Annotated in this window: 17 protein-coding genes and 1 pseudogene; 10 read left to right on the plus strand and 8 right to left on the minus strand. The window is 71.0% G+C overall.

The annotated features are described in order from the left end of the window. Nucleotides 1-2: 2 nt before the first annotated feature. Nucleotides 3-521, minus strand: a complete 519-nt coding sequence (locus Cco03nite_RS33570) for an HNH endonuclease (protein WP_203697759.1) — start codon at nucleotides 519-521, stop codon at nucleotides 3-5. Between the two features lie 199 nt (nucleotides 522-720). Between Cco03nite_RS33570 and Cco03nite_RS33575 the strand changes: the two genes are divergently transcribed. The 4 genes from Cco03nite_RS33575 to Cco03nite_RS42995 all read left to right on the plus strand — a co-directional run bounded on the left by Cco03nite_RS33575 (nucleotide 721) and on the right by Cco03nite_RS42995 (nucleotide 5,044). Beyond that, nucleotides 721-1,734: a mechanosensitive ion channel family protein gene (locus Cco03nite_RS33575; protein WP_203697761.1), complete on the plus strand. Its 1,014-nt coding sequence runs from the start codon at nucleotides 721-723 to the stop codon at nucleotides 1,732-1,734. A 141-nt stretch (nucleotides 1,735-1,875) separates the two neighbouring features. Continuing rightward, the gene (locus Cco03nite_RS33580) at nucleotides 1,876-3,219 is read left to right on the plus strand and encodes an MFS transporter (protein ID WP_239167872.1); all 1,344 of its coding nucleotides are present in this window, start codon (nucleotides 1,876-1,878) and stop codon (nucleotides 3,217-3,219) included. A gap of 10 nt (nucleotides 3,220-3,229) precedes the next feature. Next, on the plus strand, nucleotides 3,230-3,643 hold the full coding sequence (locus Cco03nite_RS33585; protein ID WP_275412095.1) for a globin: 414 nt from the start codon (nucleotides 3,230-3,232) through the stop codon (nucleotides 3,641-3,643). A gap of 117 nt (nucleotides 3,644-3,760) precedes the next feature. After that, on the plus strand, nucleotides 3,761-5,044 hold the full coding sequence (locus Cco03nite_RS42995; protein ID WP_203697765.1) for a delta-60 repeat domain-containing protein: 1,284 nt from the start codon (nucleotides 3,761-3,763) through the stop codon (nucleotides 5,042-5,044). Nucleotides 5,045-5,148: 104 nt separating this feature from the next. On the opposite strand, the gene Cco03nite_RS33595 is transcribed toward Cco03nite_RS42995, so the two are convergent. From Cco03nite_RS33595 to ettA, 4 genes are all read right to left on the minus strand, one after another. After that, a complete protein-coding gene (locus Cco03nite_RS33595) occupies nucleotides 5,149-5,730 on the minus strand; it encodes a type III secretion system chaperone family protein (protein ID WP_373314393.1) in 582 nt (193 codons plus the stop codon). A 159-nt stretch (nucleotides 5,731-5,889) separates the two neighbouring features. Continuing rightward, a complete protein-coding gene (locus Cco03nite_RS33600; protein ID WP_203697767.1) occupies nucleotides 5,890-6,519 on the minus strand; it encodes a DUF8185 domain-containing protein in 630 nt (209 codons plus the stop codon). Beyond that, nucleotides 6,504-6,905, minus strand: coding sequence for an acyl-CoA thioesterase (locus Cco03nite_RS33605; protein WP_203697769.1), 402 nt, complete (start codon nucleotides 6,903-6,905; stop codon nucleotides 6,504-6,506). Before Cco03nite_RS33605 ends, Cco03nite_RS33600 begins: the two co-directional genes overlap by 16 nt. A 79-nt stretch (nucleotides 6,906-6,984) precedes the next feature. Then, nucleotides 6,985-8,661, minus strand: coding sequence for an energy-dependent translational throttle protein EttA (ettA, locus tag Cco03nite_RS33610; protein ID WP_203697771.1), 1,677 nt, complete (start codon nucleotides 8,659-8,661; stop codon nucleotides 6,985-6,987). Between the two features lie 291 nt (nucleotides 8,662-8,952). On the opposite strand from ettA, the gene Cco03nite_RS33615 reads away from it, so the two are divergent. The 3 genes from Cco03nite_RS33615 to Cco03nite_RS33625 all read left to right on the plus strand — a co-directional run bounded on the left by Cco03nite_RS33615 (nucleotide 8,953) and on the right by Cco03nite_RS33625 (nucleotide 14,488). Then, nucleotides 8,953-10,374, plus strand: a complete 1,422-nt coding sequence (locus tag Cco03nite_RS33615) for an alpha,alpha-trehalose-phosphate synthase (UDP-forming) (RefSeq protein ID WP_203697773.1) — start codon at nucleotides 8,953-8,955, stop codon at nucleotides 10,372-10,374. Then, a complete protein-coding gene (otsB, locus tag Cco03nite_RS33620; RefSeq protein ID WP_239167873.1) occupies nucleotides 10,371-12,911 on the plus strand; it encodes a trehalose-phosphatase in 2,541 nt (846 codons plus the stop codon). Before Cco03nite_RS33615 ends, otsB begins: the two co-directional genes overlap by 4 nt. Nucleotides 12,912-13,018: 107 nt before the next feature. Further along, nucleotides 13,019-14,488, plus strand: coding sequence for an AAA family ATPase (locus Cco03nite_RS33625; RefSeq protein ID WP_239167874.1), 1,470 nt, complete (start codon nucleotides 13,019-13,021; stop codon nucleotides 14,486-14,488). 152 nt (nucleotides 14,489-14,640) lie between these two features. On the opposite strand, the gene cobA is transcribed toward Cco03nite_RS33625, so the two are convergent. Together cobA and cobT are read right to left on the minus strand one after the other, a co-directional pair. After that, a complete protein-coding gene (cobA, locus tag Cco03nite_RS33630; protein WP_203697775.1) occupies nucleotides 14,641-15,840 on the minus strand; it encodes a uroporphyrinogen-III C-methyltransferase in 1,200 nt (399 codons plus the stop codon). Then, nucleotides 15,837-16,916 carry a nicotinate-nucleotide--dimethylbenzimidazole phosphoribosyltransferase gene (gene cobT, locus Cco03nite_RS33635; protein WP_203697807.1) on the minus strand — a complete coding sequence of 360 codons (1,080 nt, stop codon included), beginning with the start codon at nucleotides 16,914-16,916 and terminating at the stop codon, nucleotides 15,837-15,839. The genes cobA and cobT overlap by 4 nt, the downstream gene beginning before the upstream one ends. A gap of 122 nt (nucleotides 16,917-17,038) precedes the next feature. Between cobT and Cco03nite_RS33640 the strand changes: the two genes are divergently transcribed. Further along, nucleotides 17,039-19,261 (plus strand): transglycosylase domain-containing protein, encoded by a 2,223-nt coding sequence (locus tag Cco03nite_RS33640; RefSeq protein ID WP_239167875.1) that lies wholly within the window; start codon nucleotides 17,039-17,041, stop codon nucleotides 19,259-19,261. Nucleotides 19,262-19,331: 70 nt separating this feature from the next. Here Cco03nite_RS33640 and Cco03nite_RS33645 read toward each other — a convergent pair whose 3' ends face one another. Next, nucleotides 19,332-19,931: a GNAT family N-acetyltransferase gene (locus Cco03nite_RS33645; RefSeq protein ID WP_203697786.1), complete on the minus strand. Its 600-nt coding sequence runs from the start codon at nucleotides 19,929-19,931 to the stop codon at nucleotides 19,332-19,334. Nucleotides 19,932-20,108: 177 nt separating this feature from the next. On the opposite strand from Cco03nite_RS33645, the gene Cco03nite_RS33650 reads away from it, so the two are divergent. Together Cco03nite_RS33650 and Cco03nite_RS33655 are read left to right on the plus strand one after the other, a co-directional pair. Next, nucleotides 20,109-20,933, plus strand: a complete 825-nt coding sequence (locus tag Cco03nite_RS33650; RefSeq protein WP_239167876.1) for an SURF1 family cytochrome oxidase biogenesis protein — start codon at nucleotides 20,109-20,111, stop codon at nucleotides 20,931-20,933. Nucleotides 20,934-21,068: 135 nt separating this feature from the next. Further along, nucleotides 21,069-21,467, plus strand: a pseudogene (locus Cco03nite_RS33655) (hypothetical protein); the annotation flags it as partial.

Below are 21,467 nucleotides of genomic sequence, written 5' to 3' on the forward strand. Positions count from 1 at the left end.
CCTCAGGCGGTCTCCAGCCACTGCGCCCAGCGCGGGTCCGGGGTGCGGTGGCCGAGCACCCGCCAGACCGCGCCGTGCGGCACGGTGGGCTTCATGGGAAGACGCCAGCCGAGGTCGGCCAGCGTCTTGTCGCCCTTGTGGTGGTTGCAGCGGGCGCAGGCGGCGACCACGTTGTCCCAGGCGTGCTGCCCGCCCTTGGAGCGCGGGTGCACGTGGTCGATGGTCTCGGCCGGACCCTGGCAGTAGACGCAGCGGCCGCCGTCGCGCGCGAAGATCGCGCGGCGGGACAGGCCGACCTGAGTGCGGTACGGCACACGCACGTACCGGGTGAGCTTGGCCACCAGGGGGACGGGCACCCGGTGCCGGGAGCTGTGCAGCACTCCGTCGCCGTCGGCCACGCAGACGGCCTTGCCCGAGAGGATGAGGATGGCGGCCCGGCGCACGGACACGACACACAGCGGTTCATAGGTCGCGTTGAGGAGCAACGCGGCGGAGGCGGCTGTGGGTCGTATGTCAGGCATCGGTCTCACCCTCCGGCGGCCAGTCACGTCATCGCGTCATTGTGACCATCGTCCCCGATTGATCTGGTGAATGCACCTACAATTTGCGGCGGTCTCATGAATTCTCAGCCGCGCTATGCCCTGCTCATTGGCATATGCGAGGAAAGTCCCGCACAGGCCGCCCGTACCGCCGACCGACCGATGAGGTAGCTAGTTAGCCATGCCGTTGAGCCTTCTCGCCCCCGACCCGGCCACCCCCTGCACCGACAGCGACCCGATCTGCCAGTGGCTGTACAACGTCACCGACTCCGAATGGCTGGCCGACGGCGGCTATTACCTGCTTCTCAAACCGATCCGCATCATCGTCATCATTCTGGTCGCGGTCATCGCCCGCGCGCTGCTGAACCACACGATCAACAAGATCGTGGCACGCACCACCCAGGGCAAGGTGCCCACCATGCTGCGCCCGATCCGGGAGAAGGTGCCGGTCTCGGTGCTCAACTCCGGGAGCAGCATGTTCCCCGAGCGGCGGCGCCAGCGCGCCGAGGCCATCGGCTCGGTGCTGCGGAGCATGGTCACCGTCGGCGTGTTCTCGGTCGCCTTCCTGATCGTGCTCAGCGAGTTCGACATCAACGTAGGGCCGCTCATCGCCAGCCTCGGCATCGCCGGCGTGGCCCTGGGCTTCGGCGCGCAGTCGCTGGTCAAGGACCTGATCGCGGGCCTGTTCATGCTGCTGGAGGACCAGTACGGGGTGGGCGACGTGATCGACACCGGCGAGGCCGTCGGCGTGGTCGAGTCGGTCGGCCTGCGCACCGTCACCATCCGTGACGGCCGCGGCGTGATCTGGTACGTCCGCAACGGCGAGATCATCCGCATCGGCAACAAGAGCCAGGGCTGGGCCACCGTCATGATCGACGTGCCGATCGGCTTCGTCGGCGTGGAGGAGGCGACGTCGGTGCTGCGCCAGGCGGTCGACGCCTTCGCGCACGATCCCGAGTGGGCCGCCGACTTCGTCGAGCCGCCGCAGGTCCTGGGCGTGGAGAACATCAGCGTCGACGGCGCGGTCATCCGCACGGTGTGCAAGACTTCCGCCGACCGGCAGTGGGACCTGCAGCGCGAGATGCGCCGACGGCTCACCGAGGCGCTCGAGGCGTCGGGTATCGCGGCGCAGATGCAGGCGGCGCGCGCGCTGCGGGCGTCGGTGCCGACCGAGGAGCCATCGTCGGCTCCCTGACCGTACGTGACGGCATCAGCCGTAGAGGCTAGCGCTTTATCCACCGATCGGGCAGAATCAACCGACGACTTCCCTTCTGGGACGGTCATTCGGCGTGACTCTGCGACAGGATGGCGGTCCTCGACACCAATGTCGTGATCGATGGAGGACCATCCGGTGGTGCACCACCCCGCTCGCACCAACACGCCCCCACCGAACGATCCGCCCGGCTCGCAACCCGAGCACCGCGCGACGTTCGGTGAGGTGCTCGCGATCCGCGAGTACCGGGGCATGCTCGGTGCGAGCGTGCTGTCCTGGGTCGGCGACTACCTGGCCAAGGCCGCGGTCACCACACTGGTCTACGAGCAGACGCAGTCGGCCGGCATGGCCGCGGCCACCTTCGCGATCAGCTTCGCGCCGTGGGTGCTGCTGGGCCCGATGCTGGCGGCGGTCGCCGAGCGGTATCCGTACCGCTCGGTCATGATCGTCAGCGACCTGGCCCGCATGGTGCTCATCGCGCTGGTCGCCGTGCCCGGCCTGCCGGTCCCGGTCCTGATCGGCCTGCTCTTCCTCACCGCACTGGGCAACCCGCCCTACGAGGCGGCCCGCTCGGCGCTGTATCCGGCCATCCTCACCGGCGATCGCCTGGTGGTCGGCATCTCGCTGAACATCAGTGCGGGCCAGGCTGCCCAGATCGGCGGCTACCTGGCGGGCGGCCTGCTGGCGGCGATGAACCCGCGGGTGTCGCTGCTGCTCGACGCGGCCACCTTCGCGGTGTCCGCGCTGGTGCTCACGCTGGTCGTCAAGCACCGGCCGGCGGTGGCCGGCTCGAACGCGCGGCGCAACCTGGTGCGGGAGACCGCCGAGGGGTTCCAGGTGGTCTTCGGCATCCCCGCCCTGCGCGCCATCGCGGTGCTGGTCTTCTGCGTGACCCTGTTCGCGATCGTGCCGGAGGGTCTCGCCGCCGTCTGGGCGCACCACCTCACGCCGGACAGCGAATCAGGACGGGGCTTCGCGCAGGGGATGATCATGCTGGCAAACCCGGCCGGATTCGTGCTGGGCGGCATCGTGGTCGGCCGGTTCATGACCCCGCAGCTGCGCCGCTCGCTGATCCGGCCGCTGGCCCTGCTCACCCCGATCATGCTGGTGCCGGCGCTGCTCAACCCGTCCCTGGCCGCCGTGTGCCTGATGGCCGCGGCCTGCGGTTTCTGCCTGGCCGGCATACTGCCCACCATCAACGCGCTCTTCGTGCAGGCGCTGCCCAACGTCTACCGGGCGCGCGCGTTCGGCGTGATGCAGGGCGGGGTGCAGGTGATGCAGGGCGGCGCGGTGCTGATCACCGGCGTGCTGGCCAACCACTGGCCGCTGCACCAGGTCATCGGGCTGTGGAGCGTGGCCGGCGTGGTGCTGGTGCTGGTGGCGCTGTCCGCCTGGCCGCCGCAGGAGCGCTTCACCGCCGCGATCGAGCGCGCCCGGCGGCTCAATGAGGCTCCGGTCGCCGGGTAGCCTAGGCCGGGTGAGTGACCAGCCCGCCGCCGCGTCGACCGCCCTGCCGACCCCGAACTACTTCGAGCTGCTCGGCGGCGAGGACGCCTTCCGCCTGCTCGTGGACGAGTTCTACGCCGGGGTCGCCACCGATCCGGTGATGCGCCCGATGTACCCGGAGGAAGACCTCGGCCCGGCCAACGAGCGGCTGCGGCTCTTCCTGATCCAGTACTGGGGCGGCCCGAACACGTACTCGCAGGAGCGCGGGCACCCGCGGCTGCGGATGCGCCACGCCCCCTTCGTCATCGGCGCCGTCGAGCGCGACGCCTGGCTGCGCCACATGCGCCATGCCGTCGACGTCCTCGAACTCAGCCCCGAGCTGGACAAGATGCTCTGGGACTACCTGGAGCGCGCCGCCTTCTTCATGGTCAATTCGGAACACTGACCCGCCGGAAGTGACCTCGGGCACCCATCTCGACTGACCGGTCGAAATGGGTGCCCTTCTTTTCGGTCGCCTCGTTAACCAGGGGAGGAATTGCCCGATTTACGAGGAGACGTCCTGATGCGCCACCGCGTGGTATCGCTGGCCACCCTGGCCGCGATGGCCCTGCCCGCCGCCGTGTGGGCCGCAGAGCCCCAGGCCCCGGCCGAGAACCTGAAGCCGCGCCCGGTGCGCACCGTGGACGAGGATCCCGCCGACTGGACCCCGCACATCCTCGACGGCGAGGTGCACGCGCTGGCGGTGGTCGGCCAGGTCGTCGTGGTCGGCGGCGACTTCACCAGGGTGAGCGACAACACCGGCACCGAGGAGTACGAGCGCGAGCACCTGTTCGCCTTCGACCTGAACACCGGTGCGGTGCTCGAGGGCTTCGCGCCGGACGTGGACGGCATGGTGTACTCGCTGACCCCCGGCCCGGACAACTCGGTGTTCGTCGGCGGCTCCTTCGAGGAGATCAACGACGCGGACCAGCGCGGCCTCGCCCGGCTGGACCTGTCCACCGGTGGGCGCATCCCGGGCTTCGACGCCGCGATCAACTGGGGTGACGTACGCGGGCTGGCCGTCTCGGACCAGTGGCTCTACCTCGGCGGCTCGTTCACCGCGGTCAACGACGTGCCGCGGCGCGGCCTGGCCCGGCTCGACCCGGTCACCGGCGAGGTGGACACGGTGTTCGACGCGCGGCTGGACGCCCCGGAGATCGGCCGGGTGAAGGTCGAGGACATCGCCGTCTCGCCGGCGGGCGACCGGCTGCTGGCGATCGGCGCGTTCACCCGGGTCGGTTCGGCGCGCCGGGTGCAGGCCGCGATGTTCGACCTGACCGGCAACCCGTCGAAGGCCGCCAACTGGTCCACCGACGCGTACGTGCCGCTGTGCCGGGAGGGCTTCGACACCTACATGCGCGCGGCCGACTTCTCCCCCGACGGCGAGTACTTCGTCATCGTCACCACCGGGCGGCTCAGCGGCTGGGAGATCAACTGCGACACCGCGGCCCGCTTCGAGACCTACGCCACCGGCAAGGTCCGCCCGACCTGGGTCAACCACACCGGCGGCGACTCGCTGTACGCCGTCGAGATCGTCGGCGGGGCCGTCTACGTCGGCGGCCACCAGCGCTGGCTGAACAACCCGTACGGCATGGAGTCGGCCGGCCCCGGCGCGGTGGAGCGCCCCGGCGTGGCCGCGATCAACCCGGTCACCGGGATGGCCCTGCCCTGGAACCCGACCCGCTCGCGCGGCGTGGGCGTGCGCGCGTTCGCGATCGCCCCGCAGGGCCTGCTGGTGGGCTCGGACACCGACGAGCTGGGCCGGGAGTACCACGGCCGGATCGGGCTGTTCCCGCGCATGGACTGACCGGCTTTGCATGACACAGACAGATCAGCCGCCTGCCCGGGTGTACGAGACCCGGACAGGCGGCTGTCGCCGTCAGATGGCCCTGCGGCGGTGGAGAGACGTCCTCAGAGCAGCAGGCCGCCGTCGCTGTGCATCCAGTCCACGAAGGTGGTGGACACCGAGGCGGCGCAGTCGAGCAGCTCCATGAGCAGCGCGTCGTGCACGCCGGAGCGCAGGGGCACCTGCCACTCGGCGTAGATCGGCAGCTGGCCGCGCTCGGTGGGGTCGCCCACGTAGGCCTTGGCGAAGCGGCGGGTGTGGTTCCACTCGTTGACCGCGCGGTAGGCCAGGTCGGCCAGCTCGGGCGGCACGGTGGCGTGCGGGCGGGCCCGGATCACCAGGATCTCGTCGTCGGGGCCCTCGACCGCGAACAGCAGGGCGTGCCGCTCCCAGAGCGCCAGCAGGCTCTCCTCCCCGTCGGAGAGGTAGCGGATGTCGAGCAGGTCGAGGGTGGCGGCGATGCGGCGCAGGTTGACCTGGGGTGTCTCGGCCGGCGCCAGCGTCGTCGGGGCCGGTGGCAGGCTGTCCATCATGGACAGGTCGTCCGGCACCTCGAAGAGGCTGCGTTGCTGCGGGACCGTGCGCGGACGCGCCTCCCCTGCCGTTGACTGACCCACCCGCAAGCGTTGCCACGAAAACCACGCCATGCCCATGCTCCTGTCCGACCGTAGCCTGAAGCCGACAGATCAATGCTGAGGGAGATTGCTTGCCTACCCTCAGTTCCATCCCCGGCGAGGAGGCTACCCGTACAGCCGTCTTTCGTCATCCCCTTACCGAAGGTCCCGGGCTGAACAGCCGATGTCCGATCAGCCTATCGACCGACTGGCAATCGGCCGTACGGACAATACGGGTGTCCGGAACCAGGCGGTGCCAAAGGAACCGGCGAGCCCGGTCCACGTACCGGCGGTGACCACGGTCACCTCGTCGACGCCGAGGAATCCCATCCGGACCAAGCCTTGCACGAGCCGCTGCGGAATCGCGAAAGGCGCGCCGTCCACATCGGACACGCCGCTGACCACGATGTGGTCCAGCAGCGCGTCGCGCAGCACCCGCTGCCCGACGGCACGGCCCTTGAGCCCGGTGGAACCGACCTCACGCAGCGCCTGCGCGGCCGCGGCCGCCGCGCCGCCGACCACCGACGCGGGCAGCCTTTCCACGGCCCTGGCGGTCGCCGGGGGCAGCGCGCCACGCCACCGGTCGTCCAGCGCCGGCGGCTGCGTGACACCGTCCAGCAGCGCCGACGCCTGCGCCACCCGGTCCCGGTCTACGGTGCCGGCGACGGTACGGGTGACCAGCACGCCCCACGGCAGCGTCGCCCACAGCGCCACCCGGCCCGGCCCCGCCGGGCACAGCCGCACCAGCGCCGCCGGGTCCAGCCGCAGCAGCCGGCCCAGGAACACCGCCGCGTCGGCGCGGTCGATCAGGTCGACAGCCATGGCTTCAGGAAACTCTGCTCGGCCTCGCTCATCCGGCGCGGCCGCTGCTTGTCCAGGTCGTACGGCACCAGCACGGAACGGGCCCGGCTGGCCAGCAGGTCACCGTCGAACAGCTCGTAGCAGACGGTGAAGCGGGACGGCTTCAGGTCCTCGACCCACAGCTCGATGCGCACCGGGTCGCCGTAGTCGATCGGCCGCAGGTAGTCCACCTCGTGCCGGGACACCACGATGCCGTCCTCGAACGAGGTGACCCCGGCCTCGCGGGCGCCGACGAACATCATCGCGACCCGGGCCTCCTCGTACAGGGTGAGGAAACGCGCGTTGTTGACGTGCCCGTACGCGTCAAGATCGGACCACCGCAGCGCGCAGTGGTAGGTGAATCTCATGGTTCTCCCACTCGCCTCGATCGTGCGCCCTGCCGGCCGGCGTCGCGGCCGGCAGGGCGGTGGATCGTGAGGATCCGGATCAGTCGCGCGTCAGGCGGCGGTGGGTGACCCGGTGCGGGCGGGCGGCCTCGACGCCGAGACGGTCGATCTTGTTCTTCTCGTACGCCTCGAAGTTGCCCTCGAACCAGAACCACTTCGACTCGTCCTCGTCGGTGCCCTCCCACGCCAGGATGTGGGTGGCCACGCGGTCGAGGAACATGCGGTCGTGGGAGATGACCACGGCGCAGCCGGGGAACTCCAGCAGCGCGTTCTCCAGGCTGGAGAGCGTCTCCACGTCCAGGTCGTTGGTGGGCTCGTCGAGCAGCAGCACGTTGCCGCCGATCTTCAGGGTGAGCGCCAGGTTGAGGCGGTTGCGCTCACCGCCGGACAGCACGTTGACCGGCTTCTGCTGGTCCGGCCCCTTGAAGCCGAACGCGGCCACGTACGCCCGCGACGGCATCTCGACCTTGCCGACCATCAGGTAGTCCAGGCCGTCGGAGACGACCTCCCAGACGGTCTGGGCGCTGTCCAGGCCGGCCCGGTTCTGGTCGACGTAGGACAGGGTCACGGTCTCGCCGACCTTGACGTTGCCCTTGTCGGGGTTCTCGACGCCGACGATGGTCTTGAACAGCGTGGTCTTGCCGACGCCGTTGGGGCCGATGATGCCGACGATGCCGTTGCGCGGCAGCGAGAACGACAGGTTCTCGATGAGCACCCGGTCGCCGAAGCCCTTGACCAGGTCCTTGACCTCGATCACCGTGTTGCCCAGGCGCGGGCCCGGCGGGATCTGGATCTCCTCGAAGTCGAGCTTGCGGGTCTTCTCGGCCTCGTTGGCCATCTCCTCGTACCGGTCCAGCCGGGCCCGGGACTTGGTCTGGCGCGCCTTGGCGTTGGAGCGCACCCACTCCAGCTCCTCGGAGAGGCGCTTGCGCATCTTGGCGTCCTTGCGGCCCTCGACCGACAGCCGCGCCGCCTTCTTCTCCAGGTAGGTGGAGTAGTTGCCCTCGTACGGGTAGGCGCGGCCGCGGTCGAGCTCCAGGATCCACTGGGCGACGTTGTCCAGGAAGTACCGGTCGTGGGTGATCGCGATCACCGTGCCGGGGTACTTCGCCAGGTGCTGCTCCAGCCAGAGCACGCTCTCGGCGTCCAGGTGGTTGGTGGGCTCGTCGAGCAGCAGCAGGTCGGGCTGCTCCAGCAGCACCTTGCACAGCGCCACGCGGCGCTTCTCGCCACCGGAGAGCGGGCCGACCGGCAGGTCGGGCTCCGGGCAGCGCAGCGCGTCCATGGCCTGCTCCAGCTTGGAGTCCAGGTCCCACGCGTCGCTGTGGTCCAGCTCCTCCTGGAGCCGGCCCATCTCGTCCATGAGCTCGTCGGAGTAGTCGGTCGCCATCAGCTCGGCGATCTCGTTGAACCGGGCGAGCTTGGCCTTGGTGTCGGCGACGGCCAGCTCGATGTTCTGCAGCACGGTCAGCGACTCGTCGAGGCGGGGCTCCTGCGCCACCATGCCCACGGTGTAGCCGGGCATGAGCCGGGCCTCGCCGTTGCTGACGATGTCCTGGCCGGACATGATCCGCAGAAGGCTCGACTTACCCGCGCCGTTCGGGCCGACCACGCCGATCTTGGCACCCGGCAGGAAGTTGAGCGTGACGTTGTCGAGCACAACCTTGTCGCCGTGCGCCTTGCGTGCCTTCTCGAGCGTGTAAATGAACTGGGCCACGGTCGGGCCAACCCCCTTCAGACAGTCTTCGGTTCAATACTCCCAGGTGGTCCCGCGGCCTGGGACATCGGGCCGTGTGAGCCGGATCGCCCGGCCCGGACGTGCGACGATCCGGACACCTGGTTTGGCCGGGCACGGGCCGGGCATCACGCAGCGGGTTGTGATCAATGCGCCCCGCTGGGATGATCTACACGTATCGCCCCCGCGTGCCGCGCCGATGATCCACCTTTCAGGGGACTTCAGTAGTCTCAGAGGATGGCCCACGATCCACCGATCGGAGGAGAGGCAGCGATGGTCGATCGCAGTCCGTTCGTCGTCGTCGCGAACCGGCTGCCCGTGGACGAAGTGACCACGGACACGCCAGGAGGTCGCGTCACGGGTTCCGGTGACTCCGCCCGCCGCTGGCGGCGCAGTCCCGGCGGGCTCGTCACCGCACTGCACCCGGTGCTCGTCGAGCGCCATGGCACGTGGATCGGCTGGTCGGGCTCGCCCGGCCCGGCTCCGGAGCCGTTCGAGCTGGACGGGATCAACCTGCGTCCGGTGCCGCTCTCCGAAGAAGATCTTGAGCGGTACTACGAGGGCCAGTCCAACGCCACCATCTGGCCGCTGTACCACGACAACGTCGAGCCGCCCGTCTTCCGCCGCCGCTGGCGGGAGGCCTACCGGGTGGTCAACCGCCGCTACGCCGAGGCGGCCGCGGAGGTCGCCGCCGAGGGGGCCACCGTCTGGGTGCAGGACTACCAGCTGCAGCTGGTGCCCGCGATGCTGCGGGAGCTGCGCCCCGACCTCAAGATCGGCTTCTTCCTGCACATCCCCTTTCCGCCGATCGAGCTGTTCATGCAGCTGCCGCAGCGCGCCGAGGTGCTGCGCGGCCTGCTCGGGGCCGACCTGGTCGGCTTCCAGCAGCGGCTGGCCGCGCAGAACTTCATCCGGCTGGCCCGGCACCTGCTCGGCACGCCCTACCACGGCAACGTGATCGAGTACGAGGGCCGGCAGGTCAAGGCGGACGCGTTCCCGATCTCGATCGACGTGGGCGAGATGCAGCGTCTCGCGGACAACCCACTTGTCCGGGAGCGGGCGGTGCAGATCCGGGCCGAGCTGGGAGACCCCAAAACGGTCATCCTGGGCGTGGACCGGTTGGACTACACCAAGGGCATCGAGCACCGCCTGAAGGCATATCGCGAGCTCCTGGCCGCGGGACGGCTTTCCGTGCCGGAATCGGTGATGGTGCAGGTCGCGACGCCGAGCCGGGAAAGGGTCGAGCACTACCAGGCACTTCGCATCAAGGTCGAGCGCGAGGTGGGCCGGATCAACGGGGATTTCGGCCGCGTCGGCGTGCCTGCCGTGCATTACCTGCACCAGTCGTACAGTCGCAGTGAGTTGGCCGCGCTCTACTGCGCGGCCGACGTCATGATGGTGACCCCGTTGCGGGACGGTATGAACCTGGTGGCCAAGGAGTACGTGGCGGCACGCTTGGAACATGGTGGCGCACTCGTGTTGAGCGAGTTCGCGGGCGCGGCCGGAGAGCTGCGACAGGCGTTCCTGTGCAACCCCCACGATCTGGACGCGGTCAAGGACGCACTCATGCGCGCGGTCACCGTCGACGAGCACGAGGCCCGGCGCCGGATGAGCGTGATGCAGCGGCACCTGCGCCGCCACGACGTGGCGCGCTGGGCGTCAGACTTCCTGACCGAACTGGGAGCAATACCATGACCCTGGGCATGACCGTCGATCTCGACCGCGACGGCTTCGACCCCGAACTGCGCTCCGCGCTGGCGCAGCTGGCCCGCGTACCGCACCTGCTCGTCGCGTGCGACTACGACGGCACCCTGGCCCCGATCGTGGAGGACCCGTCCGCGGCCGCCCCGATCCCCGAGGCGGTCGCGGCGCTGCGATCGCTGGCCACCCTCCCGCAGACCACCGTCGCGGTGGTCTCCGGGCGCGCGCTGCGCGACCTCGCGGCGCTGTCCCGGCTGCCCAGCGAGGTGCATCTCGTCGGCAGCCACGGCTCCGAGTTCGACATCGGCTTCGTCCAGCGGCTCGCCTCCGACCTGGTCGAGCTGCGCAGCCGGCTGCAGACCGAGCTGGAGCGCATCGCCGCCGAGCATCCGGGCGTCCGCCTGGAGAACAAGCCCGCCAGCGTCGCCGTGCACCTGCGCACCGCCTCCCGGGCGGTGGCGGCCGCGGTGACCGACGCCATCCGGTGCGGCCCGGCCGCCTGGGCCGGCGTGCACACCACCGAGGGCAAGGAGGTCGTCGAGCTGTCGGTGCTCGCCTCGCACAAGGGCACCGCGATCGACGAGCTGCGCCGCCAGGTGTCCGCGGGCGCGGTGCTGTTCATGGGCGACGACGTCACCGACGAGAACGCCTTCCGCCAGCTGTCGGGCAAGGACATCGGCGTCAAGGTGGGCGCGGGCGAGACCGCCGCGTCGTTCCGGGTGCAGGACCCGCTGCAGGCGGTACGCATCCTGGCGCTGCTGCTGGACACCCGGCGGCACTGGCTGTTCGGCGAGCGGGCGGTGCCGATCGAGCGCCACTCGATGCTGGCAGACGGCCGCACCGTCGCCCTGATCAGCCCGGACGCCCGGGTGAGCTGGCTGTGCCACCCGCGGCCGGACAGCGCGGCGATCTTCGCCGACCTGCTCGGCGGCGCGCCCGCCGGCCACTTCAGCATCGCCCCGCAGCGCGGCGGGCACCCGCTGGGCCAGCGCTACCGCCCCGGCACGATGACGGTGGAGACCCGCTGGTCCGGCGTGACCGTGACGGACTGGCTCGAAGGCGACAGCCTGATGCGCCGCCTCACCGGCAACACCGTGGTGCGCGTCGAGTACGCCCCGCGGCCCGAGTTCGGGCAGGTGCCGGTGCAGCTTCAGCCGCTCACCGACGGGCTGCTCGTGCTGGGCACCAGCGAGCACCTGTGCCTGTACTCCCCCGGCGTGGAGTGGGACGTCGTCGACGACGGCGGCCACGACACCGCCCGCGCGGTCATCGACCTGTCGAAGATGAACGGCGAGGCGCTGCTGGAGATGCGCATGCGCAGCCACAACCTGACCGCGCACCCGCTGTCCGCGGGCGAGCGGCTGGAGCTGGTCGAGCAGCCGTGGCGCGAGTGGGCCAACTCCCTGGAACTGCCCTCGGTCGAGAAGGAGGTGGTCATGCGCAGCGCGCTCACGCTGCGCGGGCTGTGCCACTTCGAGGGCGGCGGCGTCATCGCGGCGGCGACCACCTCGCTGCCGGAGACGCTCGGCGGCATCCGCAACTGGGACTACCGCTTCGTCTGGCTGCGCGACGGCGCGATGACCGTCAAGGCGCTGGTCGAGCTGGGCTCGCTGACCGAGGCCGAGGCGTTCCTGCGGTGGGTCGACGGTGTGGTCGACCGGACCGGCGGGCACCCGGAGCGGCTGCACCCGCTCTACACGGTGGACGGCTACGAGCTCGGCCCGGAGGCCGTGATCGAGAGCCTGCCCGGATACGCCGGCTCCCGGCCGGTGCGCGTCGGCAACGCCGCCAACAAGCAGCTCCAGCTGGACGTGTTCGGCCCGGTCGCGGACGTGCTGATGGCGGTCGCCGACAAGCGCGGCAAGATCCGGCACGAGGAGTGGCGGGTCATGGAGGCCATGGTGCAGGCCTGCTCGCAGCGCTGGCACGAGCCCGACCACGGCATCTGGGAGGCCCGCCTGCCTCCGCGCCACCACGTGTACTCCAAGGTCATGTCCTGGATGACGGTGGACCGCGCCCTGCAGGTGCTGGAGCGGCACACCACCGAGGAACGCCCCGAGTGGGTCGAGCTGCGCGACCGGATCGCGGAGAACGTCCTGCACCAGGGCTGGCACGAGGGCACCAAGGCGTACACCGTCGCCTACGGCTTCCCCGAGATGGACGCCTCCAGCCTGTGGATCGGCCTGTCCGGCCTGCTGGCCGACGACGACCCGCGCTTCCTGGACACGGTCCTCGCGGTCGAGGCCGAGCTCCGCTCCGGCCCTGTCGTCTACCGCTACAAGTGGGACGACGGCATGCCCGGCAAGGAGGGCGGCTTCCACATCTGCACCGCCTGGCTGATCGAGGCGTACCTGCGCACCGGACGCCGCGCCGACGCCGAGGAGCTCTTCGACCAGATGCTCGCCACCGCCGGCCCGACGGGCCTGCTCCCCGAGCAGTACGACCCGGACCTCGAGCGCGGCCTCGGCAACCACCCGCAGGCCTACAGCCACCTCGGCCTGATCCGCTGCGCCCAGCTCCTCGGCCGCTGATTCAGCACAGGTAGGGCACCTTCACATCACTAGGCGATGTGAAGGTGCCCTACCACATCTGAGATTATGATAGTGGCAACTATGATAGTTGCGGCTACCATAAGCGCATGGACGCGTCGAAACCTGAGCGCTTGCACGGCCGCGCCGTCGAATGGGACGAGCTGGCCGACTTCGTCTCCGCGCCGACACCCGGCGCGACGCTCGGCCTCGTCTACGGCCGCCGCCGCCAGGGCAAGACGCTCATGCTCGAACTGCTCGCCCAGCAGACCGGCGGCTTCTTCTTCGGCGCGACCCAGCAGGCCGAGAGCCAGAACCTGGCCGACCTCGGCCGCGCGCTCGCCGAACACCGAGGACTCGGTGCGCCGCTGGCCCCGGCCGACTGGCGGGAGGCGCTGACCGAGTTGATCCGGCTCGGCCGCGAACGGCAGCTACCCGTCATCATCGACGAGTTCCCGTACCTGGTCGCCACGACGCCCGCCCTGCCCTCCTACCTGCAGCAGGCGCTCAGCCCGCTCGGCGAGGCCAAGCAGGACACCCGGACCCGGCTCATCCTCTGCGGCAGCGCGCTGACCACGATGTCCACGCTGCTCGGCGCGGGCGCTCCGCTGCGCGGCCGGGCGGTGCTGGAGCTGGTGGTACGCCCGTTCGGCTACCGCGAGGCCGCCGCCTTCTGGGGGCTCGACGATCCCGAGCTGGCGTTCCGGGTCAACGCGCTGGCCGGCGGCACCCCGGCATACCTGGAGATGAGCGGCGGGGCGGGCCCGCGCAGCGTCGGCGACTTCGACCGCTGGGTGCAGCGCCGGATCATCAACCCGGCGTCGGCGATGTTCCGCGAGGGCAGCCTGCTGCTGCGCGAGGACCCGTCGATCGCCGATCCGACGTCGTACGCCGCCGTCCTCACCGCGCTCAGCGCCGGCAAGGTCCGCCGCACCGAGATCGCGGCCGACCTCGGCCGGCCCGCCTCGGCGCTGGCCCACCTGCTCAACGGGCTGCAGGGCATCGGGCTCGTCGAGGCCGTCGACGACGCCCTGCGCAGCAAGCGCACCGTCTACCGGATCACCGAGCCGGTCGTCCGGCTGTACCAGCTGATCATCAACCGGCACGAGGCCGAGCTGGTCGCCGGGCGCGCGGAGCAGGTGTGGGACCGCAACAGCGACACCATCGCCTCCAAGATCTACGGCCCGCACTTCGAGGACCTGACCCGGCAGTGGTGCCTGCGGCACGCAAGCGAGCAGACCCTCGGCGGCCTGGCGAGCCGGGCACTGCCCACCGAACTCCCCTGCCGGGAGCACCGGGCCGGGCACGAACTCGACGCCGTCGTCTGGGAGACCCGCTCCGGCCACCCCGACCGCATCATCGCGATCGGCGAGGCCAAAGCCACCGCGAGCCCCGTAGGCGCCGACGAGCTGCACCGCTTGGAGCACCTGCGCGACCTGCTGCCCGCCGACGCGGCGACCCCCGCGCCCCGGCTCCTCCTGTTCGCCCGCTCGGGCTTCACCCCCGCCCTGAAACGCACCGCCTCCACCCGCGGCGACGTCGAACTCGTCGACCTGGAACGTCTCTACCAGGGGTCGTGACGATCTCCCGCTCGGTGCCAGTTTCATGATTCGTTTTTGTGGACGCTGGACGTCGTCATAGCGACGTCCAGCGTCCACAAAAACAGATCATGGCCGCGAACAACCCTCGCCTCCTGAGGCGGCGCGACCGGAGACGGCCTCGGAGCGCCGGATCAGGCAGTGGCGGGAAGGACGTCGACGACGTCGCCGATGACGACGATCGCGGGCGGGCTCAGCTGCTCGGCCAGGGCGGGCAGGTCGGCGAGGGTGCCGTGGACCGATTTCTGCTGGTCCGTCGTGCCCTCCTGGACGATCGCGGCCGGGGTGGCGGCGTCGCGGCCGTGGGCAAGCAGGGTCGCCACGATGGCGGGCAGGTTCTTCAGGCCCATCAGGATCACGAGCGTGCCGCGCAGCCGGGCCAGCGCGGGCCAGTCCACCAGCGAGTCCGGGTGATCCGGGCCGATGTGCCCGCTGATCACGGTGAACTCGTGGGCGACCCTGCGGTGCGTGACCGGGATGCCGGCCGCCGCGGGCACCGAGATCGCGCTGGTCACGCCGGGTACCACGGTCACCGGCACGCCCGCCTCGGCGCAGGCCAGCACCTCTTCGCCACCCCGGCCGAAGACGTACGGATCGCCGCCCTTGAGGCGTACCACGAACAGCCCGGCCTTGGCCCGCTCCACCAGGATGCGGTTGATCTCCTCCTGCTGCGCGGCCGGGCCGTACGGCAGCTTCGCCACGTCGACGAGTTCCACGTCGGCGCGCAGCTCGTCGAGCAGCAGGCCGGGCCCGAGCCGGTCGGCGACCACCACGTCCGCGGCGGCCAGCAGCCGGCGGCCCTTGACCGTGATCAGCTCCGGGTCGCCGGGGCCGCCGCCGACCAGCGCCACGGTGCCCTTGACGGTCTCCGGCACCGTCGCCTCGTCGGTGGCCAGCAGGTTCGCGATGCGATCACGCACCGCCACCGCCCGCCGGGGCGAGCCGCCCGCCAGCACGGCGACGGTCACCGCGCCGTGCCGGGCCACCGCCGGGGTCCAGGCGCTCGCGGCGTGCCGGTCGTCGGCGCGTACGCAGAAGATGCGGCGCCGCTCCGCCGCGGCCGAGACCGCCTCGGCGGCCTCGTGGTCGTCGACCGCGACCTGCACCAGCCAGACGCCGTCCAGGTCGGCTTCGGTGAACGGGCGCTCCAGCCAGGTCAGCCGGCCGGCGTCGGCCAGCCCGCGCAGCGCGGGCGTCAGCTCGGGCGCGACCAGGCGCACCAGCGCCCCGGCCGCCAGCAGCGCCGGCACCCGCCGGGTCGCCACCGCGCCGCCGCCGACGACCAGCACCGGCCGCCCGTCCAATCGCAACGCCAAGGGGTACAGATCACTCACTGCTGATGTTCGTCCTTCGAAGCGACGCCGGCACTGTCGAATGTCGCCATCTCGTGCAGGACCCGCACCGCGCCGGCGACGATCGGGTAGGCCAGCACCGCGCCGGTGCCCTCGCCCAGCCGGAGGCCGAGGTCGAGCAGCGGGTTCAGTTCGAGTTGCGACAGGGCCACGCTAGCGCCCGGCTCCACCGACTGGTGGCCGGCGATCATGGCGTCCCGGCAGCTGGGCGCGAGCGCGACGGCGGTCAGCGCGGCGGCGGCCGCGATCACGCCGTCGAGGATGACGGGCACCCGGCGCGACGCCGCGCCCAGGATGAAGCCGGCCAGCCCGGCGTGCTCCAGGCCGCCGACCGCGGCCAGCACGGCGACCGGGTCGGTGGCGGGCTCGCCGCCCCAGGTCGGGCCGTGCAGCGCCAGCGCCTGCCGGATGACCTCGACCTTGCGCAGGTGGGTCGGCGCGTCGATGCCGGTGCCGTAGCCGGTGACGACGCCGGGGTCGCGCCCGGTGAAGGCCGAGATGAGCGCCGCCGACGCGGTGGTGTTGCCGATGCCCATGTCGCCGGTGAGCAGCACACGCGCCCCGCCGTCGATCATCGCGTACGCGGTCTGGATGCCGACCTCCAGCGCGGCCGACGCCTCGGCGCGGGTCATCGCGGGCTCGACGGTCATGTCCCGGGTGCCGGCGCGGACCTTGGCCGGGACCAGGCCGTCGGCCGGGGGCAGATCGGCGGCGACGCCGACGTCGACGACGGTCACCGCGACGCCGGTCTGCCGGGCGAAGGCGTTCACGGCCGCGCCGCCGGCCAGGAAGTTGGCCACCATCTGCGCGGTGACCTCCTGCGGCCACGGCGTCACGCCCTGCGCGTGCACCCCGTGGTCGCCGGCGAAGATCGCCAGCCGGGCCGCGTCCAGCAGCGGCGGCGGGCAGACCGCGGTCAGGCCGGCCAGGCGCACCGACAGCTCCTCCAGCTCGCCCAGCGACCCGGCCGGCTTGGTCAACCGGGCCTGCAGTTCGCGGGCCTGCTTCATCGCGGCGGCGTCGAGCGGACGGACCGCCTCGATCGTTAAGCCCAACAGCTCACTCGTCACGACCTCACCTCACCATGTCGACTGTCGCGATGCCGACTCGGGGGCAGAAATCGTCGCGTCTTTTACTGCTTTGAATCCATCTACTGAGTAGTTTGTCCTACCTTTGTAGGGTGAAGCCGCTTAGTCGCCTAAAAGGTGCAATTTCCGCCACTGGACGCCTCGCGCCGATCCTGCGGTCGGGCCTGATCGCGGGCGTCGTCGTAGCCGCGGTCACCTACCCCCTCGCCGCCGTCGGCGGCCTGGGACTGAAGGCCGGCGCAGATTTCTACGACTCGCTGCCCTCGGAGCTCAAGAGCCTGCCGCCGGCGCAGACCAGCTACGTGTACGCCTCGGACGGCAAGACGCTGCTCACGAACTTCTACGAGGAACACCGCAAGTACACGCCGATCGCGAGCATCTCGGAGAACATCCGCAAGGCGATCGTGGCCAGCGAGGACGGGCGCTTCTACGAGCACAACGGCGTCGACGCCAAGGGCATCGCCCGCGCCTTCGTGGCCAACCACACCGCGGGCGAGGTGTCCCAGGGCGCGTCGACGCTGACCATGCAGTACGTGCGCATGGCCCTGCGCGACGGCGCGCAGACCCCCAGCGAGGTCATGGCGGCGACCGAGCAGACCCCCATCCGCAAGATCCGCGAGGCGCGGCTGGCCATCAAGGTCGAGAAGGAGATGTCGAAGACCGACATCCTGGAGCGCTACCTGAACGTGGCCTACTTCGGGCACCGCGCGTACGGCGTCTTCGCCGCGGCGCAGATCTTCTTCTCCAAGCTGCCGCAGGACCTGACGCTGGCCGAGTCGGCGACGCTGGCCGGCCTGGTCAAGGCGCCGACCGCGTACGACCCGGCGGGCAGCGACCAGACGGCGGCCACCCAGCGGCGCAACTACGTGATCGACCGCATGGCCGAACTCGGCTACATCACCCCCGCGGTCGCGGAGACCACGAAGAAGGAGCCGATCAAGCTCAAGATCACCGAGCCGCCGAACGACTGCATCGCGGTCGGCAAGAAGAACAACAGCTGGGGCTTCTTCTGCGACATGTTCAAGAACTGGTGGCTGTCGCAGCCCGCCTTCGGAGCCAACCCGGGTGAGCGCGAGGACAACCTGCGCCGCGGCGGCTACAAGATCACCACGTCGCTGGACCCGAAGGTCCAGGACATCGCGATGGAGCACGTCACCAAGCGCCAGCCGATCGGCAGCGCGTACGCCCTGGGCGAGGTGGTCGTGCAGCCCGGCACCGGGCTGGTCAAGGCGATGGCGGTGAACCGCACGTACTCGCTCGACCAGGCGGGCAACGGCGCGCACACCGACCCCAAGCGCTACGGCAAGATCAAGGGCAACTACCCGAACACGGTGAACCCGCTGCTCGGCGGCGGCAACCTGCCCGGCTACCAGGCCGGCTCGACGTTCAAGATCTTCACGATGGTCGCCGCGCTCGACGCCGGCATGAAGATGAACACCTGGTTCTACGCGCCGCACCGCTACAAGTCGCAGTACTTCGCCGGCTGGGGCGAGCGCGGCTCCTGCGGCGGCGGGCACTGGTGCCCGTCCAACGCGAGCGGCTCGATGACCGGCAACCACGCCATGTGGTCGGGCTTCGGCAAGTCGGTCAACACGTACTTCGTGCAGCTGGAGCAGAAGGTCGGCGCGGACAAGGCGGTCCGCATGGCCGAGCGGCTCGGCCTGAAGTGGCGCACCGACATCGACAAGCTGCAGGCCTCGCCGGGCAAGTCCAAGACCTGGGGCTCGTTCACCCTCGGCGTCGCCGACACGACGCCGCTGGAGATGGCCAACGCGTACGCCACCATGGCCGCCGACGGCAAGTTCTGCGAGGTCCTGCCGGTCACCGGGATCGTCAAGCCCGACGGCACCCCGGCGATGATGGAGGTCAAGGGCAAGCAGGTGCCGGTCGCGACGCCGCGCTGCCGGCAGGAGGTCAGCAAGGACGTGGCCCGTGCCGCCACCGACGCGATGCGCTGCGTCACCGGGTACGGCGCGGCCAAGGGCGCCTGCGGCGGCTGGTCCACCGCACCCGGCGTGTACGGCATGGTCGACCGCCCGGTCGCCGGCAAGACCGGCACCACCGACGACACCCGCGCCGCCTGGTTCGTCGGCTTCACCAAGGAACTGGCCGCGGCGTCGTTCATGGCCGACCCGGACAACCCGTTCCACGCCACCGGCGACTACAACTCCTGGAAGCCGATCGAGACCGTGGCGTACACGCTGAAGGACTCGCTCAAGGGCAAGGACGTGCAGCAGTTCACGCCGCCGTCGGACAACATCCTCGGCAAGAAGCCGGCGAACCTGCCGAAGATGAAGAAAAAGAAGAAGAACTGAACGGCTCATGAAGTGAAGGCCCCGCCTGCGGCGGGGCCTTCACTTTTACGTGCCTGCTGGGCTTCGCCTGTCAGCGCAGGTCGGCCGCGACGATCGACCAGACCTCCAGGTCGACCCGGCCGCTGTGCACGTAGCCGGCGTTGCGCAGCAGGCCCTCGTAGGTGAAGCCCGCCTTCTCCGCCACCCGGCGCGAGGCGGTGTTGCCCGGGGCCACCCGCAGCTCGATGCGCTGGAAGCCGTGCTCCAGCACCAGCGCCAGGGTCAGCGCGTCCACCGCCTCCGGGGCCATGCCCAGCCCGCGGGTGTCTGCGGAGACCGCGTACGAGATCTCGGTGACCCGGCCGACCCAGTCCGTGCGCTTCGTCCACAGGCAGCCGACCAGCCGCTGGTCCTCGCGCCGCAGGATGCCGTAGTGGTCGCCCGCCCCGCTGTCGCGGCGCTCGCCCGCCATCTCCGTGCACCACGAGCGCCCGTCGATCTGCCCGAACTCCTTCGGGAACGGCAGCCAGCGCTGCGTCTGCTTGTCCGCGAAGATCTCGGTGACCGGGTCGGCGTCGGCGGCCAGCAGCGGCCGCACGTCCAGCCGCGGGGTCTGCACGGTCATCGTCGGAAAACGGCGCACGGCGACGTTGCCCAGCCCGGCCACGGCGGGATCGGGTTTGGCAGGCATACGGGGACTCCAGACGTAAGGGCGGCCGCCTCGGCGGAACACATGAGCTGCTCCACAGACGCGCGGTCGCTGTCCGAAGCTGCACCATACCCGCTGGCCCGACCGGTCGCCCGAGTGACCGCTCCACCGATCGGCCGTGACAGAACTCACAGCTCAGGGCATAGGTAAACTGCCCGGGTGCACGCCCTCCTCACCCGCCGCTGGCTGACCGTCTTCGCCGTCGCCCTGCTCGCCTCCTTCGTGATGGTGCTGCTCGGCCGCTGGCAGTGGAGCCGCTACGAACTGCGCAGCGCGATCAACGACCGGATCGACGCCAGCACCGTGGTCACACCGGTGCCGGTGGGCGACGTGCTGGCCCCCGCCACCGGCAAGGGCGCGGCGCCGGGCCCCGGGGAGGCCGCGGCCTGGACCCGGGTCACCACGACCGGGCGGTACGACACCACGCAGGAGATCCTGATCCGCAACCGCACCGTCGACGGCACGGTCGGCTACGAGATCCTCACGCCACTGCTGCTGGCCGACGGCTCCGCGCTGCTCGTCGACCGCGGCTGGGTGCCGCCGCACCCCGACGGCATCACCGTCGCGCCGCAGTTCCCCGCCGCGCCCGCGGGCACCGTCACCGTCGTCGGCCGCGTGCACCTGACCGAGTCCGGCGCGAGCGGCGTCGATCAGCGCAACGGCCACTGGGAGACCCGCCGCGTCAGCGTGCCCGCCATCGCGGAGAAGCTCCCCTACCCGGTGCTCGGCGCGTACCTGCTCGCCGACGCCGACACCCCCGGCGCGCAGGGCCTCACCGCGATCGAGGTCGGCCACGAGAACGACTGGCTCAACCTCGGCTACGCGGTCCAGTGGTGGATCTTCGCGGTCGGCGCCCTGGTCGGCGTCGGCTACCTGGCCCGAAAGGATCTGCGCGAGCAGCGCGCCGCGGCGGAGTCCGGCACCGGCCCGGACCCCGGCCTCGACCCGGAATCCGCCCCCGCCGACGCCGCGACGCCCGCCTGACCTGCCACGCCGTCTCGGGATCGCGCCCGTCCCCGACCGTCCGGCGTGGACGCCGCTGCCCGACGTCCACCTGTGCCGGTGCGGTCACCCCGGTGAGCGCTGATGCCGTTGCGGGCCAGCGGCTATCGTGCCGGTGTGACCGACGAGCAGCCCGACCAGCCGCGCCCCGACCTGCCGCCCACCCTGCCGCTGCCGACCGAGCCGCTGGCGGCCTTCGGCGCGCGCGCCCGCGCCGAGATGCCCGGCGCGGCCCAGGTGCCCGCCGCTGCTCCGCCGAGCGAACCCCCGGCCCTGCCCACCATGCCCGTGGTCTACGTCGCCACCCCGCCCGCGCCCCCGGCCGACCCGACGCAGCCCTTCCCGGCCGCCCCTGCGGTGGGCTCGGCGCAGGTCCCCGCCCCGCCGGCCCCTTCCGCGCCGGCGGTGGGCTCCGCGCAGGTCTCCACTCCCCCGGTCGCGCCCGCCGTCGGTTCCGCGCAGGTCCCGGCTCCCACGATCCCGTCGGCCGTGGCACCACTCGCGCCCACCGCACCG

The organism is Catellatospora coxensis (genome assembly GCF_016862635.1).
Taxonomy (GTDB): domain Bacteria; phylum Actinomycetota; class Actinomycetes; order Mycobacteriales; family Micromonosporaceae; genus Catellatospora; species Catellatospora coxensis.

What these genes read in the sequence shown, in the direction of transcription:
- Cco03nite_RS33570 (WP_203697759.1), bottom strand. Translation starts at nt 521, where the DNA reads ATGCCTGACATACGACCCACAGCCGCCTCCGCCGCGTTGCTCCTCAAC.
- Cco03nite_RS33575 (WP_203697761.1), top strand. Translation starts at nt 721, where the DNA reads ATGCCGTTGAGCCTTCTCGCCCCCGACCCGGCCACCCCCTGCACCGAC.
- Cco03nite_RS33580 (WP_239167872.1), top strand. Translation starts at nt 1,876, where the DNA reads ATGGAGGACCATCCGGTGGTGCACCACCCCGCTCGCACCAACACGCCC.
- Cco03nite_RS42995 (WP_203697765.1), top strand. Translation starts at nt 3,761, where the DNA reads ATGCGCCACCGCGTGGTATCGCTGGCCACCCTGGCCGCGATGGCCCTG.
- Cco03nite_RS33595 (WP_373314393.1), bottom strand. Translation starts at nt 5,730, where the DNA reads ATGGCGTGGTTTTCGTGGCAACGCTTGCGGGTGGGTCAGTCAACGGCA.
- Cco03nite_RS33600 (WP_203697767.1), bottom strand. Translation starts at nt 6,519, where the DNA reads ATGGCTGTCGACCTGATCGACCGCGCCGACGCGGCGGTGTTCCTGGGC.
- Cco03nite_RS33605 (WP_203697769.1), bottom strand. Translation starts at nt 6,905, where the DNA reads ATGAGATTCACCTACCACTGCGCGCTGCGGTGGTCCGATCTTGACGCG.
- Cco03nite_RS33615 (WP_203697773.1), top strand. Translation starts at nt 8,953, where the DNA reads ATGGTCGATCGCAGTCCGTTCGTCGTCGTCGCGAACCGGCTGCCCGTG.
- otsB (WP_239167873.1), top strand. Translation starts at nt 10,371, where the DNA reads ATGACCCTGGGCATGACCGTCGATCTCGACCGCGACGGCTTCGACCCC.
- Cco03nite_RS33625 (WP_239167874.1), top strand. Translation starts at nt 13,019, where the DNA reads ATGGACGCGTCGAAACCTGAGCGCTTGCACGGCCGCGCCGTCGAATGG.
- Cco03nite_RS33645 (WP_203697786.1), bottom strand. Translation starts at nt 19,931, where the DNA reads ATGCCTGCCAAACCCGATCCCGCCGTGGCCGGGCTGGGCAACGTCGCC.